The organism is Streptomyces ferrugineus (genome assembly GCF_015160855.1).
Classification (GTDB): Bacteria; Actinomycetota; Actinomycetes; order Streptomycetales; family Streptomycetaceae; genus Streptomyces; species Streptomyces ferrugineus.
This window is the reverse complement of record NZ_CP063373.1, coordinates 2573458-2589800: the sequence shown is the minus strand read 5'-3', so window position 1 is coordinate 2589800 and position 16343 is coordinate 2573458. Positions and strand designations below refer to the sequence as shown.

Here is a 16343-nt window from a genome sequence, read left to right as displayed (position 1 = left end):
GTCCTGAGCGCAAGGCGACGGCGCCCGCCCAGTCGTCCGGTCGGGGACTGTGGGCAGGCGCCGTCAGTGTTCCGTACGCCGTTGTACGGGACGTCTGTTGAGGTGTCAGGCCATCAGGGCGCGGTCCGTCGGGCGGATCGGGGCCGGCAGGTCGCTCGCGCCGGTCAGGAAGCGGTCGCAGCCGCGGGCGGCCGAGCGGCCCTCCGCGATCGCCCACACGATGAGCGACTGGCCGCGGCCCGCGTCACCGGCGACGAAGACGCCCGGCACATTGGTCTGGAAGTCGGCGTCGCGGGCGACGTTGCCGCGCTCGTCGAGCTCCAGGCCGAACTGCTCGACCAGGCCGTTGTCCCGGTCGGTGCCGGTGAAGCCCATGGCCAGCGTCACCAGCTGGGCCGGGATCTTGCGCTCGGTGCCCGGCTTGGACGTGAGCTTGCCGTCGACGAACTCGACCTCGGTCATGTGCAGCCACTGGACGTTGCCGTCCTCGTCGCCCTCGAAGTGCGTCGTCGACACCGAGTAGACGCGCTCGCCGCCCTCCTCGTGCGCGGAGGTGACCTTGTACAGCATCGGGAAGGTCGGCCACGGCTGGTGCGCGGCACGCTCCTCGCCCGGCCTCGGCATGATCTCCAGCTGGGTCACCGAGGCCGCGCCCTGGCGGTGGGCGGTGCCCACGCAGTCGGCGCCGGTGTCGCCACCGCCGATGACGACGACGTGCTTGCCCTCGGCCGAGATCGGGGAGGTGACGTAGTCGCCCTCCTGGACCTTGTTCGCCAGCGGCAGGTACTCCATCGCCTGGTGGACGCCCTTGAGCTCGCGGCCGGGGACCGGGAGGTCACGGGCGGTCGTGGCGCCGGCGGCGATGACGACCGCGTCGTACCGCTTCTTCAGGTCGGTCGCCTTGAGGTCGCGGCCGATCTCGATGCCGGTACGGAAGCGGGTGCCCTCCGCGCGCATCTGCTCGATACGGCGGTTGATGTGCCGCTTCTCCATCTTGAACTCGGGGATGCCGTAGCGGAGAAGGCCGCCGATGCGGTCCGCGCGCTCGTAGACGGCGACGGTGTGGCCGGCCCGGGTGAGCTGCTGGGCGGCGGCCAGTCCCGCCGGGCCCGAGCCGATGACGGCGACGGTCTTGCCGGACAGGCGCTCGGGGGCCTGCGGGGCGACGGTGCCCGCGTCCCACGCCTTGTCGATGATCGAGACCTCGACGTTCTTGATGGTGACGGCCGGCTGGTTGATGCCGAGCACACACGCCGCCTCGCACGGGGCCGGGCACAGCCGGCCCGTGAACTCCGGGAAGTTGTTCGTCGCGTGCAGGCGCTCCGACGCGGCCGTCCAGTCCTCGCGGTAGGCGTAGTCGTTCCACTCGGGGATCAGGTTCCCCAGCGGGCAGCCGTTGTGGCAGAACGGGATGCCGCAGTCCATGCAGCGGCTGGCCTGCTTGCTGATGATCGGCAGCAGGGAGCCGGGGACGTAGACCTCGTTCCAGTCCTTGAGGCGCTCCTCGACCGGGCGGGACTTGGCGACCTCGCGGCCGTGGTTCAGAAAGCCCTTCGGGTCAGCCATTGATCGCCGCCTCCATCATCTTCTCGGTGACCTCGGTCTCGGACAGACCGGCTCGCTCGGCGGCGTCCTTGGCGGCGAGCACTGCCTTGTACGTGCTGGGGATGATCTTGCTGAAGCGGTCGACCGCGGTGTCCCACTCGGCCAGGAGCTTCTCGGCGACCGTGGACCCGGTCTCCTCCTGGTGGCGGCGGACCACGTCGTGCAGCCACTGCTTGTCGGTGTCGTCGAGGGCCTCGACGGCACTGACGTTGCCGACGTTGACGTTGTCGCGGTCGAGGTCGATGACGTACGCGACGCCACCGGACATACCGGCCGCGAAGTTACGGCCCGTCTCGCCCAGGACCACCGCGTGACCACCGGTCATGTACTCGCAGCCGTGGTCGCCCACGCCCTCGGAGACGACCGTGGCACCGGAGTTGCGGACACAGAACCGCTCACCCGTACGACCTCGCAGGAACAGCTCGCCGCCGGTCGCGCCGTAGGCGATGGTGTTGCCCGCGATGGTCGAGTACTCGGCGAGGTGGTCGGCGCCCCGGTCGGGACGGACGACCACACGGCCACCCGACAGACCCTTGCCGACGTAGTCGTTGGCGTCGCCCTCCAGGCGGAGCGTGACACCGCGCGGCAGGAAGGCGCCGAAGGACTGGCCGGCGGAGCCGGTGAAGGTGATGTCGATGGTGTCGTCGGGCAGGCCCGCGCCACCGAACTTCTTCGTCACCTCGTGGCCGAGCATGGTGCCGACCGTGCGGTTGATGTTGCGGACCTTGACCTGGGCGCGCACCGGCTGGGCGTCGGTCGCGGAGTCCGCGGCGAGCGCGTCGGCGGCGAGCTTGATCAGCTCGTTGTCGAGCGCCTTCTCCAGGCCGTGGTCCTGCTCGACGAGCTGGTGCCGGACCGCGCCGGCGGGCAGCTCGGGCACGTGGAACAGCGGCTCCAGGTCCAGGCCCTGCGCCTTCCAGTGGTCGACCGCGCGGGTCACGTCGAGGGCCTCGGCGTGGCCGACGGCCTCCTCGATGGAGCGGAAGCCCAGCTCGGCGAGGAGCTCGCGGACCTCTTCGGCGATGTACTGGAAGAAGTTGACGACGTACTCGGCCTTGCCGGAGAAGCGCTCGCGCAGGGTCGGGTTCTGGGTGGCGATGCCGACCGGGCAGGTGTCCAGGTGGCAGACGCGCATCATGACGCAGCCGGAGACCACGAGCGGCGCGGTCGCGAAACCGAACTCCTCGGCGCCGAGCAGCGCGGCGATGACCACGTCACGGCCGGTCTTGAGCTGGCCGTCGGTCTGCACGACGATGCGGTCGCGCAGGCCGTTGAGCAGCAGGGTCTGCTGGGTCTCGGCGAGGCCGAGCTCCCAGGGGCCGCCGGCGTGCTTCAAGGAGGTAAGGGGCGAAGCACCCGTACCACCGTCGTGACCGGAGATCAGCACGACGTCGGCGTGCGCCTTGGAGACGCCCGCCGCGACCGTGCCGACGCCGACCTCCGACACCAGCTTCACGTGAATCCGCGCCTGCGGGTTCGCGTTCTTCAGGTCGTGGATCAGCTGGGCCAGGTCCTCGATGGAGTAGATGTCGTGGTGCGGCGGCGGGGAGATCAGGCCGACACCCGGCGTCGAGTGACGGGTCTTGGCCACCCACGGGTAGACCTTGTGGCCGGGCAGCTGGCCGCCCTCGCCGGGCTTGGCGCCCTGGGCCATCTTGATCTGGATGTCGTCGGCGTTGACCAGGTACTCGGAGGTCACACCGAAGCGGCCGGAGGCGACCTGCTTGATCGACGACCGGCGCGCCGGGTCGTACAGGCGCTCCGGGTCCTCGCCGCCCTCACCGGTGTTGGACTTGCCGCCCAGCTGGTTCATGGCGATGGCGAGCGTCTCGTGCGCCTCGCGCGAGATGGAGCCGTACGACATGGCGCCGGTGGAGAAGCGCTTGACGATCTCGGAGACCGGCTCGACCTCGTCGATGGAGATCGGCTGCCGGTCCGACCTGAAGCCGAAGAGCCCGCGGAGCGTCATCAGGCGCTCGGACTGCTCGTTCACACGCTCGGTGTACTTCTTGAAGATGTCGTAGCGACCGGTGCGCGTGGAGTGCTGGAGGCGGAAGACCGTCTCCGGGTCGAACAGGTGCGGCTCGCCCTCGCGACGCCACTGGTACTCGCCGCCTATGTCGAGGGCGCGGTGCGCCGGCGCGATGCCCGACGCCGGGTACGCCTTGGCGTGGCGGGCGGCGACCTCCTTGGCGATGACGTCGATGCCGACGCCGCCGATCTTGGTGGCGGTGCCGTTGAAGTACTTCTCGACGAAGGCGTCGTCGAGACCGACGGCCTCGAAGACCTGGGCGCCGCGGTAGGAGGCGACGGTGGAGATGCCCATCTTGGACATGACCTTCAGGACGCCCTTGCCGAGGGCGTAGATCAGGTTGCGGATGGCCTTCTCGGCCTCGATGTCCGACAGGAAGGTGCCCGCGCGGACCAGGTCCTCGACGGACTCCATCGCCAGGTACGGGTTGACGGCGGCGGCGCCGTAGCCGATGAGCAGGGCGACGTGGTGGACCTCGCGGACGTCGCCGGCCTCGACCAGCAGGCCCACGTGGGTGCGCTGCTTGGTGCGGATGAGGTGGTGGTGGACGGCCGCGGTGAGCAGCAGCGACGGGATCGGCGCGTGCTCGGCGTCGGAGTGGCGGTCCGACAGCACGATCAGGCGGGCGCCGTTGTCGATGGCGGCGTCGGCCTCGGCGCAGATCTCCTCGATGCGCGCGGCCAGCGCGTCCCCGCCGCCGTGCACCCGGTACAGACCGGACAGGGTCGCGGCCTTGAAGCCGGGCATGTCGCCGTCGGCGTTGATGTGGATGAGCTTGGCCAGCTCGTCGTTGTCGATCACCGGGAAGGGCAGGGTGACCGAGCGGCAGGAGGCGGCCGTCGGCTCCAGCAGGTTGCCCTGCGGGCCGAGGGAGCTGTGCAGCGAGGTGACCAGCTCCTCGCGGATGGCGTCCAGCGGCGGGTTGGTGACCTGCGCGAACAGCTGGGTGAAGTAGTCGAAGAGCAGCCGCGGGCGGTCGCTCAGCGCGGCGATCGGCGAGTCGGTGCCCATCGAACCGATCGGCTCGGCACCGGCCTTGGCCATCGGCGCGAGGATGACGCGCAGCTCCTCCTCGGTGTAGCCGAAGGTCTGCTGGCGGCGGGTGACCGAGGCGTGGGTGTGCACGATGTGCTCGCGCTCGGGCAGGTCGGACAGCTCGATCTCGCCGGCCTCCAGCCACTCCGCGTACGGGTGCTCGGCGGCGAGGGTCGCCTTGATCTCGTCGTCCTCGATGATGCGGTGCTCGGCGGTGTCCACGAGGAACATCCGGCCGGGCTGCAGGCGGCCCTTGCGGACGACCTTGGCGGGGTCGATGTCGAGGACGCCGACCTCGGAGCCGAGGACGACGAGGCCGTCGTCGGTGACCCAGTAGCGGCCGGGGCGCAGGCCGTTGCGGTCGAGGACGGCGCCGACCTGGGTGCCGTCGGTGAAGGTGACACAGGCCGGGCCGTCCCAGGGCTCCATCATCGTGGAGTGGTACTGGTAGAAGGCGCGCCGGGCCGGGTCCATGGAGTCGTGGTTCTCCCACGCCTCCGGGATCATCATCAGCACGGAGTGGGGCAGCGTACGGCCGCCCAGGTGCAGGAGTTCGAGCACCTCGTCGAAGGACGCGGAGTCGGAGGCGTCCGGGGTGCAGATCGGGAAGATCCGCTCCAGCCTGTCCGCACCGAAGAGGTCGGAGACGAGCTGCGACTCACGGGCGCGCATCCAGTTGCGGTTGCCCATGACCGTGTTGATCTCGCCGTTGTGCGCGACGAAGCGGTACGGGTGGGCGAGCGGCCACGACGGGAAGGTGTTCGTGGAGAACCGGGAGTGCACGAGCGCGATCGCGGAGGCGAAGCGGCGGTCGGACAGGTCCGGGAAGAAGGGCTCGAGCTGGCCGGTGGTCAGCATGCCCTTGTAGACGATGGTGCGGGCCGACAGCGACGGGAAGTAGACGCCGGCCTCGCGTTCGGCGCGCTTGCGCAGCGCGAAGGCCTTGCGGTCGAGCGCGATACCCGTAGAAGGCACTGCAGAGCCGTCGGCGACGAAGATCTGCCGGAAGGCGGGCATCGTCGACCGGGCGGTGGCACCGAGCAGTTCGGGGGCGACCGGGACCTCGCGCCAGCCGAGGACCGTCAGGCCCTCCTCACCGGCGATCGTCTCGATCTGAGCGACGACCTCGGCCGTCCCCTCCTCCGGCAGGAAGGCGATACCGACGGCGTACGCACCGGCCGCGGGCAGCTCGAATCCGGCCACCTCACGGAAGAAGGTGTCCGGCACCTGGGAGAGGATGCCCGCGCCGTCACCCGAGTCGGGCTCGGAGCCGGTGGCGCCGCGGTGTTCGAGGTTGCGCAGAACGGTCAGCGCCTGCTCGACCAGCGTGTGGCTCGCCTCACCGGTGAGGGTGGCCACGAAGCCGACGCCACAGGCGTCGCGCTCGTTGCGGGGGTCGTACATACCCTGCGCAGCAGGGCGAGCATCCATGAACGACCAGTTCTGGCCATTCGCGGAGTGCTGGGACGGCTGGCGCGGCGTACGCATCGGCTCTCCCGTCGTCGTCAATTGGCATATGCAAGGTGCCGAGGGACGACGTTGGCCCTCTGCGTGATCGCAAAATTTCGTGCAGGTTACATGATGGAACGGTTCTCGGGAACCGGGATACTCCGTTCCAACATGCGGACGCCATGTGCGTGCGGCGGGGGTTCCGCGCACATGGCTTGAAGTATGTGGGGACCGAAACAGGACAGGTCCATGTCCGCCGATCCGAGGGGGCGGGGAAGGCGTCGTCGCCGACCCCGCGAGTGCGCCGCAGGCGTCATTGCCCACAGCGCTTACGGCTCATGCCCCGTGGTCACGCATCCGAAACCAGCGAGTAACGGCTACTTATGCGGCCCCACGCATAAGTTCCGGCCGAGGAGCTATCCTACGGCCGTTCCGAACAGCGTGCCCAGGGCGTACGTCACACCAGCCGCCGCACCACCGAGCGCGAGCTGCCGCAGCCCGCTGTACCACCAGGTCCGCGCGGTCACCTTGGCCACGACGGCACCGCACAGGAACAGCCCGAGCAGCGCGAGCAGCACGGCCGGCCACAGCGCGGTCGCCCCGAGCAGATAGGGCAGTACGGGCAGCAGCGCACCCAGCGCGAACGACCCGAACGACGAGACGGCCGCGACGAGCGGCGACGGCAGATCCCCGGGATCGATGCCCAGCTCTTCCCGGGCGTGTATCTCCAGGGCCAGCTCGGGGTCGCGGGAGAGCTGCCCGGCGACGGCCCGCGCCAGCTTCGGCTCGACGCCCCGCGCCTCGTACAGCGCCGCGAGCTCGGCCTCCTCGTCCTCCGGGTGCTTTCGCAGCTCCCGCCGTTCGACGGCCAGCTCGGCCTCGACGAGCTCGCGCTGCGAGGCGACGGAGGTGTACTCGCCGGCGGCCATGGAGAAGGCACCGGCGGCGAGCCCCGCCAGCCCGCTGAGCACGATGGCCTGATGGCTGACGGCGCCACCCGCGACGCCGGTCATCAGGGCGAGGTTGGAGACCAGCCCGTCCATCGCACCGAAGACCGCGGGGCGCAGCCAGCCGCCGTTCACATCGCGGTGGGTGTGGTTGTCACGGTGCGCCTCGTGCAGCGCGGCCTCGGTGTCGATGATCGCCATGAGAGGTCCCCCAGGAGGTTCGGAAGCTTAGGAAAGGCTGCCTTTAGACAAGTTCTACTCTTGGACAACACCAAATCTACGCCCCGAAATTCCACCCCGCCAGCAAGGAAAGGCTCCGCTAACCTGCGCTTTTCCCTTAGAACGCTCATTCGTGTAAGAGCCTGCACAGATGTCGACCGGGTGACATGACGCCCCCGAGGCTCAGGTCAACCGCCGACGGTGGGACACATCCGCAAAGGGCTCCGCGCCCTGGGCGGAGCCCCCGGAGGAGAGGCCTCGCATGCCATCCATCGCCTGCATCCCCTCGGTCCCGGCGCCCGGGTACGTCGCCGACCTGCGCGAACGGGCCCGCGGCGCGCTGCTGGGCCTGGCGGTCGGCGACGCGCTGGGCGCCCCCGCGGAGAACATGAAGCCCTCCGAGATCCGCGCCCGCTGGGGCCGCGTCACGGGCTTCGTCACCGACAGCCCCTCCGGCACCGACGACACCGAGTACGCGATCTTCTCGGGCCTCCTCCTCGCCCGCCATGGCTCGGCGCTCACCCCGGCGCATGTGGAGGCGGCCTGGCACGAGTGGATCGCCGACCGCGCGGAGGGCCCCTTCCGAGGCGCGGGCTTCAGCGAACGCGGCACGCTGGAGAACCTCCGCCGGGGCCTGGCCGCCCCCATCTCCGCCCAGCACCGCCACGCCTGGAGCGACGGCCTCGCCATGCGGGCGGCCCCCTTCGGCGTCTTCGCGGCGGGCCGCCCGTCCGAGGCGGCCCGCCTGGTGGCGATCGACGGCTCGGTGAGCCACGACGGCGAGGGCATCTACGGCGGGCAGGCGGTGGCCGCGGGCGTGGCGGCGGCGATGGCGGGCGCACCGACCATCGCCGTGGTCGCCTCCGCCCTGGCGGTGATCCCGGACGACTCCTGGACGGCCAGATCACTGCGGCGGGCGGTGGCGGTGGCCCACCGCGGCGAACGCGCGGTCCGCTCCGCGGTCGTGATCGGCGGCTACCCGTGGACCGACCTGGCCCCCGAGGCGGTCGCACTGGCCTTCGGCGCGTACGCGGCGGCGGACGGCGACTTCGTCCAGGCGGTCCTGACGGCCGTGAACATGGGCCGCGACGCCGACACGACGGCAGCGGTGGCCGGGGCACTGGCGGGCGCGACCCAGGGCGAGCCGGCGATCCCGGCCGACTGGGCGTCGGCGATCGGCCCGGCGCGGGGAAGCTGCCTGCCGTCGATGGCGGGCCACCACGTCCTGGACGTGGCGGAGCTGCTGACACCGGGCGAGAACGGAAAGTGGAGGGGCCGACGATGACGCCGCCGACGCCTTGGGACGAGGGAATCCCAGCAGAGGCACCTCCCGCAGTCGTCGACGGCGAGGAACCCCCACAAGGGCCACCCGCACTCGACGACGAAAGTCGCACGGGCGGTGCGGGTGGGAACAAACAGGCCGAAGGCGAAGCCGAGGCCGCTCAACACACCCTCGGCCTCCTCCTAGGCCTAGCCGCAGGCGACGCGGCCGGCTGGCCCGCCGCCCGCCACCGAGCCGCCCGTATGCCCGAATGGACCCGCCGCCTCACCCGCGAACTCGACACCTTCGCCGAGCACAACGCCACCACCACCCTCCCCGTCCCCATCGCCCTGAACCAGCCCCCGGAGCCCCTCCGCCTGGGCCCCTCCGACGACGCGGAATGGGCGGCCTTCACCGCAGAGGCCCTCCTCCGAGCCGGCGACGACACAGCCCTCGGCGACCTGAGCCGGGAACGCCGCACCCGAGCCGCGATCGACCTCACCTGGAGCGCCCTGGCAGACGAGATCGCCGCGGCGGCGGACCGCGCCCCCGAGATCGAGTCGGCCGTCCTCCCCCTGCGCGCCCGCATCTCCGTCCGAGCCGGCCTCGGCAACCTCGCCACCGGCCTGCGTCCACCCGCCACCGGCCATGACAACCCGCACTACTTCGACGACGCGGCCTGCGTACGCGCCTGTGTCCTGGCCGTGGCCCACCCCGGCGACCCCCACCGCGCCGCCGACCTCGCCGAGTTCGACGCCCGCTACACCCAGGACGGCGACGGCGTGCACGGCGCGAGGGCGATGGCGGCGGCCGTGGCACTGGCCCTGACCGGCGCGGAGACCGGCGCATGTGTGACCGCGGCGCTCTCCGAACTCCCCGAGGAGACGGAGATCGGCCGCAACGCCCGCCACGCACTGCACCTCGCGCGGTCCGCCGACAGCGCCTTCGCCCTGATCCCCCTCCTCGAGCACCAGATCGTCGACCACGTCTACAGCTACGGCATCGCCGCCGCCGAGACGGTCCCGGTCGCCCTCGCCCTCACGGTCGCCGCGAACGGCCGTATCGCCGAGGCGGTCCCCGCGGCCGCGTGCCTGTCCCGGGTGGCGGACTCGGCACCGGCCCTGGCGGGCGCGCTGACGGGCGCACTCGGCGGCGGTACGTCGATCCCGGTGACCTGGCGGGAGACCTGCCGCACCCTCTCCGGCTGCGTACTCCCTCGGCTCACCGGCACGGACCTGGTGGAACTCGCCGAACTCCTGGAAGCCTCACAACCGGCGCGAGCAGGAGGATGATTCGGGGCATGACGCCCAAAGCAGAAGAAAGCAGTGGCCCGCGTCTCGACGAGCGGATCACCGGCGCCCTGGTCGGCGCGGCGGTCGGCGACGCCCTCGGCGGCCCGGTGGAGGGCTACTCCCCCGACCAGATCCTTCAGCGCCACGGCGGCCGGGTCCACGGTGTCGTCGGCCCCTGGAACGGCGACGCCTGGCGCACGGCCCGCCCCATCGCGCCGTACCACAAGGGCGACGGGCACGTCACCGACGACACGTTGATGACGCACGCGCTGGTCCGCGTCTACGCGCGGGTCCGCGACCACCTCGACGCCCACGCGATCGCCGACCACCTGGTCCCGGACCTGATGACCAACCCGCGCTGGATCCCGGAACTGGAGTCCGAGGCACTCCCCCTGCACCGCCTCTTCCTGGCGGAGAAGTGGCTGGTGGCCCGCCTCCACTACGGCCATGTCGACCCACGGGAGGCCGGTGTCGGCAACATCGTCAACTGCGGTGCGGCGATGTACATGGCCCCGGTCGGCCTGGTCAACGCGGCCGACCCGAGGGCGGCGTACGCCGAGGCGCTGGACATCGCGGGCGCGCACCAGTCGTCGTACGGCCGGGAGGCGGCGGGCGTCTTCGCGGCGGCGGTGGCAGCGGCGTGCGCACCGGGAGCCACCCCGGAGTCGGTCGTCTCGACCTGTCTGTCCCTGGCGAAGGACGGCACGCGGGCGGCGATCGAGCAGACCTGCGAAGTGGCCGGCGCCCACACCGACTTCGAGTCGGCGCTCGTCCCGCTCCGGGAGGCGGTCGCCCCGTACGACACGGTCGGCCCCGACTACCGCCGCCCGTCCCTCGGTGCCCGTCGCCCCTCCCGCCTGCACGCCATCGAGGAACTCCCCGTCGCCCTCGCCATGCTGCTGATCGCGCACGGCGACTACCGCCGGGCGGTCCTGGGCGCGGTGAACTACGGCCGCGACTGCGACTCCATCGCGACGATGGCCGGCGCCCTGGCCGGGGCCCTGGGCTCACCGGCCCCCGAGGACTGGTCGAAGACGGTGGCGGAGGCCAGCCGCCTGGACCTGTGGGAACCGCCCCGCGCCCTCACCGAGGTGACGAGGGAGATCCACGCACGGGACGTGGACCGGCGCCGGGCGCACGAAGCGGCGTTCACCGCACTGGAGGGCCGACCGTGCTCCGACTGACCTGGGTCCAGCCGGAGGACCTCCTGGGCCATGAACTCCGGCAGGCGGCCCTGGACGGCCGCGAGCCGTCGAGGATCGCGGAGAGGTGGCGGGCGGCGGGCGGCCCGGAGGCCCCGCTGCGGGCGGGGGCGTCACCGGAACCGGCGTCGCGCTATCTGCGGCAACTGGCGGAGGACCTGCTGGACGAACTGGCGGACCTGCCCAGCGGCTTGCAGGACGACGAGCCGACGGACCTGGAGAAGATCAGGTCCCGGTGCCCGGACTGGCCGTCACGATCCGCGAGCAGTGCGGCCGCGCGGCCTGCCCGCTACGAAGCCGCCTGGCTGGGCCGAGCGGTCGGCTGCCTCCTCGGCAAACCGGTGGAGAAGCTCCCCTTCGACGCCATCCGCCAACTGGCCGGATCGACCGGCAACTGGCCCCTGAACACCTACTTCACGGCCAAGGGAGTCCCCCCGGACCTGCTCGCCGCCCACCCCTGGAACCGCCGCTCGGCCACCACCTCCCTCGCCGAGAACATCGACGGCATGCCCGAGGACGACGACCTCAACTACCCCCTCCTCAACCTCCTCCTGCTCCAGCGCCACGGCAGCGCCTTCACCACCGCGGACGTGGCCCGCCTCTGGCTCGACGAACTCCCGCCCGGCCGCACCTTCACCGCCGAGCGCATCGCCCACCGCAACCTCCTCCTGGGCATCGAACCCCCGCACACGGCCCGCCACCGCAACCCCTTCCGCGAATGGATCGGCGCCCTCATCCGCGCCGACGTCCACGGCTGGACCAACCCCGGCGACCCGGCCACCGCGGCCGAACAGGCCCACCGCGACGCCACCCTCACCCACACCGCCAACGGCGTCTACGCGGCGATGTTCACGGCGGCGGTCATCGCACGGGCCGCGACGGCGACCGGCCCGCACGACATCCACACCTGCCTGCGCACCGGCCTCACGGTGATCCCGCCGAGGTCCCGCCTGGCCCGGGCCATCGACCACGCCCTCCAACTGGCCGACGCCCACGAGGACTTCGACGCGCTCGTCGACGAACTCCACGCCACCTACGCCGACACCCACCACTGGGTCCACGCCATCCCCAACACCGCCCTGATCGCCGCCGCCCTCGCCCACGCGAACGGCGACTTCACCGGCGCCATCCGCGGTGCCGTATCGGGAGGCTGGGACACCGACTCGAACGGCGCGACGGCGGGCGGCATCGCCGCCCTCCTCGCCGGCGACCCCGCCGCCCTCCCGGACCGCTGGACCACCCCCCTCAAGAACCGCCTCGCCACCTCCGTCGCCGACTTCAACGGCACCGGCTTCGACGCGCTGGCCCGACTCACCCATGAACTCACCCCCTTGGAGGCCTCCCGCCCATGACCGACATCGTCGTGCTCGGCAGCACGAACATGGACCTCGTCACCTACGTCGAGAAGGCGCCGCAGCGCGGCGAGACCGTGACGGGCCGCGAGTTCCGTACGATCCCCGGCGGCAAGGGCGCCAACCAGGCCATCGCGGCGGCCCGCGCGGGCGGCGACGTGCTGATGATCGGCGCCGTCGGCAACGACGCCTTCGGCATCCACCTGCGCTCCACCCTCGAACACTCCGGAGTGGACACCGACGACCTCCGCACGGTCGAGGGCCCCTCCGGCACCGCGCACATCGTCGTGGACGACGAGGGCGGCAACGCGATCGTCGTGATCCCCGGCGCGAACGGCACCGTCGACCACCTCAGCCCCGGCGACGAGGGCGTCATCGCCTCCGCCGGCACCCTGCTGCTCCAGTTGGAGATCCCCCTGGCCGCGGTCCTCGCCGGCGCCCAGGCCGCCCACCGCCACGGCGTCCGCACGATCCTCACCCCGTCCCCCGCGCAGCCGCTCCCGGACGAACTCCTCGCCACCATCGACCTGTTGGTCCCCAACGAGCACGAGGCCACCACCCTCACCGGTCGCACCGACCCCCGCGAGGCGGCCACCGCGCTGCTCGACCGGGTGCCCGAGGTCGTCGTCACCCTGGGCGCGGCGGGCTGCCTGTACGCCACCCGCGGCGCCGACCCGCTGACCGTGCCCGCCCCGAAGGTCACCGCCGTCGACTCCACCGGCGCCGGAGACACCTTCGTCGGCGCCCTCGCGGTGGCCCTCGGCGAGGGACGCCCGATGCCGGACGCGCTGGCCTGGGCGTCCGCGGCGGCCGCGCTGTCCGTCCAGCGGGAGGGCGCCACGGCGGCGATGCCGTACCGCCCCGAGATCGACGAACGGCACGCGTCATGACCGAGACCCCCCGGACGACCCCCCTGACCGGCCTGCGTGTCCTGGACCTGGCCACCCTCTTCGCCGGCCCCCTCGCCGCCACGATGCTCGGTGACTTCGGCGCGGAGGTCATCAAGGTCGAGCACCCCGAGAAGCCGGACCCCTCCCGCGGCCACGGCCCGTCGAAGGACGGGGTCGGCCTGTGGTGGAAGGTCCTCGGCCGCAACAAGCGCACGATCGCCCTGAACCTCTCCAAGCCCGGCGGCCGCGCCGCCCTGCTGCGCCTGGCCGCGACCGCGGACGTCGTCATCGAGAACTTCCGCCCCGGCACCCTGGAGAAATGGGACCTCGGCTGGGAGGAACTCTCCGCCGCCAACCCCGGTCTGGTCCTCACCCGCGTCACCGGCTTCGGCCAGTTCGGCCCCTACGCCCATCGCCCCGGCTTCGGCACCCTCGCCGAGGCGATGAGCGGCTTCGCGGCCATCACCGGCGAACCGGACGCGCCCCCGACTCTCCCTCCGTTCGGCCTGGCCGACTCCATCGCGGGCCTGGCGACCGCGTACGCGGTGATGACCGCCCTGTCCGCCCGCGACCGCACCGGCGAGGGCCAGGTCGTCGACATGGCCCTGATCGAACCGATGCTGATGGCCCTCGGCCCCCAGCCCACCTGGTACGACCAGCTCGGCCACGTCCAGCGGCGCACCGGCAACCGCTCCGCGAACAACGCCCCGCGCAACACCTACCGCACCGCCGACGGCACCTGGGTCGCCGTCTCCACCTCCGCCCAGTCCATCGCCGAGCGTGTGATGCGCCTGGTGGGACGCCCCGACCTGATCGACGAGCCCTGGTTCGCGACGGGCGCCGACCGGGCCCGCCACGCCGACGTCCTCGACCGGGCGGTCGGCGACTGGATCGCCCGCCACACCCGCGCCGACGTCATGGCGGCCTTCGAGAAGGCGGAGGCTGCGGTCGCCCCGATCCAAGACGTACGGGATGTGATGACCGACCCGCAGTACGCGGCCCTGGACACGATCACCACGGTCGACGACCCCGAACTCGGCCCGCTGCGCATGCAGAACGTCCTGTTCCGTCTCTCCGCCACCCCCGGCACGATCCGCTGGACAGGCCGCCCGCACGGCGCGGACACCCACGACATCCTCACCGGTCTGGGCCTGACCCCCGCCGAACTGGCGGCCCTGCGCGAGGAGGGAAGCCTGTGACGCGCTTCCCCCTGACCTGGCTGTACGCTCCCGGCGACCGCCCGCATGTGGTGGCCAAGGCCCTGGCGTCCGGCGCCGACATCGTCGTCGTCGACCTGGAGGACGCCGTGGCCCCGGACCGCAAGGACTACGCCCGGGCGGCCACGGCCGACCTGCTCCGCGAACCGGAGCACCCCGTCCCCGTCCACGTGCGGGTGAACGCCCTGGCCACCCCGGCGGCGGCGAAGGACCTCGCGGCCCTGGCCGACCTCCCCGGCCTGTCCGGCCTGCGTCTGCCGAAGGTGACCTCGGCCGAGCAGATCATCCACCTCGCCCAGACGACCCCGCCCTCCGCCCCGGGCACCATCCCGCTGCACGCCCTGCTGGAATCGGCCCTCGGCATCGAACGCGCCCACGCGATCGCCTCCGCCCACCCCGCCCTCCACGGCATCTCCCTGGGCACCGCGGACCTCCGGGCCGACCTGGGCGTACGGGACGACGCGGGCCTCGACTGGTGCCGCTCCCGCGTCGTCGTGGCCGCGCGGGCGGCGGGCCTGCCTCCGCCGGCCCAGTCGGTCCATCCGGACATCCGCGACCTGGAGGGCCTGGCGGAGTCCTGCGCCCACGGCCGCACCCTGGGCTTCCTGGGCCGAGCGGCCATCCACCCCCGTCAGCTCCCGGTGATCGAACGGGCCTACCTCCCCACGGAGGAGGAACTGGAACAGGCCGAGACGATCATCAAAGCGGCCGCCACGGAACAGGGGGCCCAGGCCTTGCGGGACGGAACCTTCATCGACGCGGCGGTGGTCGCGGCGGCACACCGCACCTTGTCCCTGGCCCACCGCGCCTGATCCCCACACGCGACGAGGGCGCCCGGAACACTCCGGGCGCCCTCATGGTCGTAAGACCGAACCTCACGTCTTCTTGGTCGCCGACCCGGCCTCGTCTTTGACGTCGTCGTCCTTGACATCGGCATCGGCATCGGCATCGGCGTCCGCCTCGGCCTCTCCCTCGGCTTCACCGCCGGAGGCATCCGCGCCGGGCTCGACCACGTCTTCCCGGCCGGGCCGCTTCTTCGCCGACACCACGATGTAGACCACCGCGAGCAGGAACACGATCAGCGCGGTCCAGTTGTTCAGCCGCAGCCCCAGGATGTGGTGGGCGTCGTCGACCCGCATGTACTCGACCCAGAACCGGCCCGCGCAGTACGCGGCGACGTACAGCGCGAACGCCCGCCCGTGCCCCATCTTGAAGCGGCGGTCGGCCCAGATCACCAGCACGGCGACGCCGATGCACCACAGCGACTCGTAGAGGAACGTCGGGTGGTACGTGCCCGGCACCCGCCCGTCCGCCGAGGACGTGATCTTCAGGGCCCACGGGAGATCGGTCGCCCGCCCGTACAGCTCCTGATTGAACCAGTTGCCCCAGCGGCCGATGGCCTGCGCGAGGGCGATTCCGGGGGCGACGGCGTCGGCGTACGCGGGCAGCGGGATGCCGCGGCGGCGGCAGCCGATCCACGCGCCCAGCGCGCCGAAGGCGATCGCGCCCCAGATGCCGAGGCCGCCCTCCCAGATCTTGAGGGCGTCCACCCAGTCACGGCCCTCGCTGAAGTACAGCTGGTAGTCCGTGATCACGTGGTAGAGGCGTCCGCCGACCAGTCCGAACGGCACGGCCCAGACCGCGATGTCGGCGACCGTGCCGGACCGCCCGCCCCGGGCGACCCAGCGTTTGTTGCCGAGCCAGACGGCTACGAAGACACCGATGATGATGCAGAATGCGTAGCCGCGCAGCGGAATGGGACCGAGGTTGATCACTCCGCGCGACGGGCTGGGAATGTAGGCAAGTTCCATGGCAAGGTCGACGCTACCTTGCCGGGCGGCG

General features: G+C 71.9%; 11 protein-coding genes. 7 read left to right on the top strand and 4 right to left on the bottom strand.

All coding sequences use genetic code 11. The features are described 5' to 3' along the window. Positions 1-105 precede the first annotated feature (105 nt). The 3 genes from IM697_RS11780 to IM697_RS11770 form a co-directional block, all read right to left on the bottom strand. Positions 106-1566, bottom strand: coding sequence for a glutamate synthase subunit beta (locus IM697_RS11780; RefSeq protein ID WP_194047320.1), 1461 nt, complete (start codon positions 1564-1566; stop codon positions 106-108). After that, positions 1559-6160, bottom strand: coding sequence for a glutamate synthase large subunit (gltB, locus tag IM697_RS11775; RefSeq protein WP_194047318.1), 4602 nt, complete (start codon positions 6158-6160; stop codon positions 1559-1561). The genes IM697_RS11780 and gltB overlap by 8 nt, the downstream gene beginning before the upstream one ends. A gap of 377 nt (positions 6161-6537) precedes the next feature. Then, positions 6538-7269 carry a VIT1/CCC1 transporter family protein gene (locus tag IM697_RS11770; RefSeq protein WP_194047316.1) on the bottom strand — a complete coding sequence of 244 codons (732 nt, stop codon included), beginning with the start codon at positions 7267-7269 and terminating at the stop codon, positions 6538-6540. A gap of 280 nt (positions 7270-7549) precedes the next feature. On the opposite strand from IM697_RS11770, the gene IM697_RS11765 reads away from it, so the two are divergent. Genes IM697_RS11765 through IM697_RS11735 form a run of 7 tightly spaced genes read left to right on the top strand, consistent with a single transcriptional unit; the run spans position 7550 to position 15313 of the window. Then, on the top strand, positions 7550-8572 hold the full coding sequence (locus IM697_RS11765) for an ADP-ribosylglycohydrolase family protein (RefSeq protein WP_194047314.1): 1023 nt from the start codon (positions 7550-7552) through the stop codon (positions 8570-8572). Further along, positions 8569-9840 carry an ADP-ribosylglycohydrolase family protein gene (locus tag IM697_RS11760; protein WP_194047312.1) on the top strand — a complete coding sequence of 424 codons (1272 nt, stop codon included), beginning with the start codon at positions 8569-8571 and terminating at the stop codon, positions 9838-9840. The genes IM697_RS11765 and IM697_RS11760 overlap by 4 nt, the downstream gene beginning before the upstream one ends. Positions 9841-9848: 8 nt before the next feature. Beyond that, entirely contained in the window at positions 9849-11024 is a 1176-nt protein-coding gene (locus tag IM697_RS11755) for an ADP-ribosylglycohydrolase family protein (protein ID WP_194047310.1), read from the top strand. Continuing rightward, positions 11012-12394, top strand: coding sequence for an ADP-ribosylglycohydrolase family protein (locus IM697_RS11750; protein WP_194047308.1), 1383 nt, complete (start codon positions 11012-11014; stop codon positions 12392-12394). The genes IM697_RS11755 and IM697_RS11750 overlap by 13 nt, the downstream gene beginning before the upstream one ends. After that, entirely contained in the window at positions 12391-13284 is an 894-nt protein-coding gene (gene rbsK, locus IM697_RS11745) for a ribokinase (protein WP_194047306.1), read from the top strand. Before IM697_RS11750 ends, rbsK begins: the two co-directional genes overlap by 4 nt. Next, positions 13281-14483, top strand: a complete 1203-nt coding sequence (locus IM697_RS11740) for a CaiB/BaiF CoA transferase family protein (RefSeq protein ID WP_194047304.1) — start codon at positions 13281-13283, stop codon at positions 14481-14483. The genes rbsK and IM697_RS11740 overlap by 4 nt, the downstream gene beginning before the upstream one ends. Then, positions 14480-15313: an HpcH/HpaI aldolase/citrate lyase family protein gene (locus IM697_RS11735; protein WP_194047302.1), complete on the top strand. Its 834-nt coding sequence runs from the start codon at positions 14480-14482 to the stop codon at positions 15311-15313. The genes IM697_RS11740 and IM697_RS11735 overlap by 4 nt, the downstream gene beginning before the upstream one ends. A gap of 63 nt (positions 15314-15376) precedes the next feature. Here the strand turns inward: IM697_RS11735 and lgt are convergent, their stop codons facing one another. Then, complete coding sequence (lgt, locus tag IM697_RS11730) at positions 15377-16312, bottom strand: prolipoprotein diacylglyceryl transferase (protein ID WP_194047300.1); 936 nt, start codon at positions 16310-16312, stop codon at positions 15377-15379. Between the last annotated feature and the right edge of the window lie 31 nt (positions 16313-16343).

Coding starts and splice junctions, on each gene's coding strand:
- lgt (WP_194047300.1), bottom strand. CDS start 16,312: ATGGAACTTGCCTACATTCCCAGCCCGTCGCGCGGAGTGATCAACCTC.
- rbsK (WP_194047306.1), top strand. CDS start 12,391: ATGACCGACATCGTCGTGCTCGGCAGCACGAACATGGACCTCGTCACC.
- IM697_RS11765 (WP_194047314.1), top strand. CDS start 7,550: ATGCCATCCATCGCCTGCATCCCCTCGGTCCCGGCGCCCGGGTACGTC.
- IM697_RS11760 (WP_194047312.1), top strand. CDS start 8,569: ATGACGCCGCCGACGCCTTGGGACGAGGGAATCCCAGCAGAGGCACCT.
- IM697_RS11770 (WP_194047316.1), bottom strand. CDS start 7,269: ATGGCGATCATCGACACCGAGGCCGCGCTGCACGAGGCGCACCGTGAC.
- IM697_RS11740 (WP_194047304.1), top strand. CDS start 13,281: ATGACCGAGACCCCCCGGACGACCCCCCTGACCGGCCTGCGTGTCCTG.
- IM697_RS11780 (WP_194047320.1), bottom strand. CDS start 1,566: ATGGCTGACCCGAAGGGCTTTCTGAACCACGGCCGCGAGGTCGCCAAG.
- IM697_RS11755 (WP_194047310.1), top strand. CDS start 9,849: ATGACGCCCAAAGCAGAAGAAAGCAGTGGCCCGCGTCTCGACGAGCGG.
- gltB (WP_194047318.1), bottom strand. CDS start 6,160: ATGCGTACGCCGCGCCAGCCGTCCCAGCACTCCGCGAATGGCCAGAAC.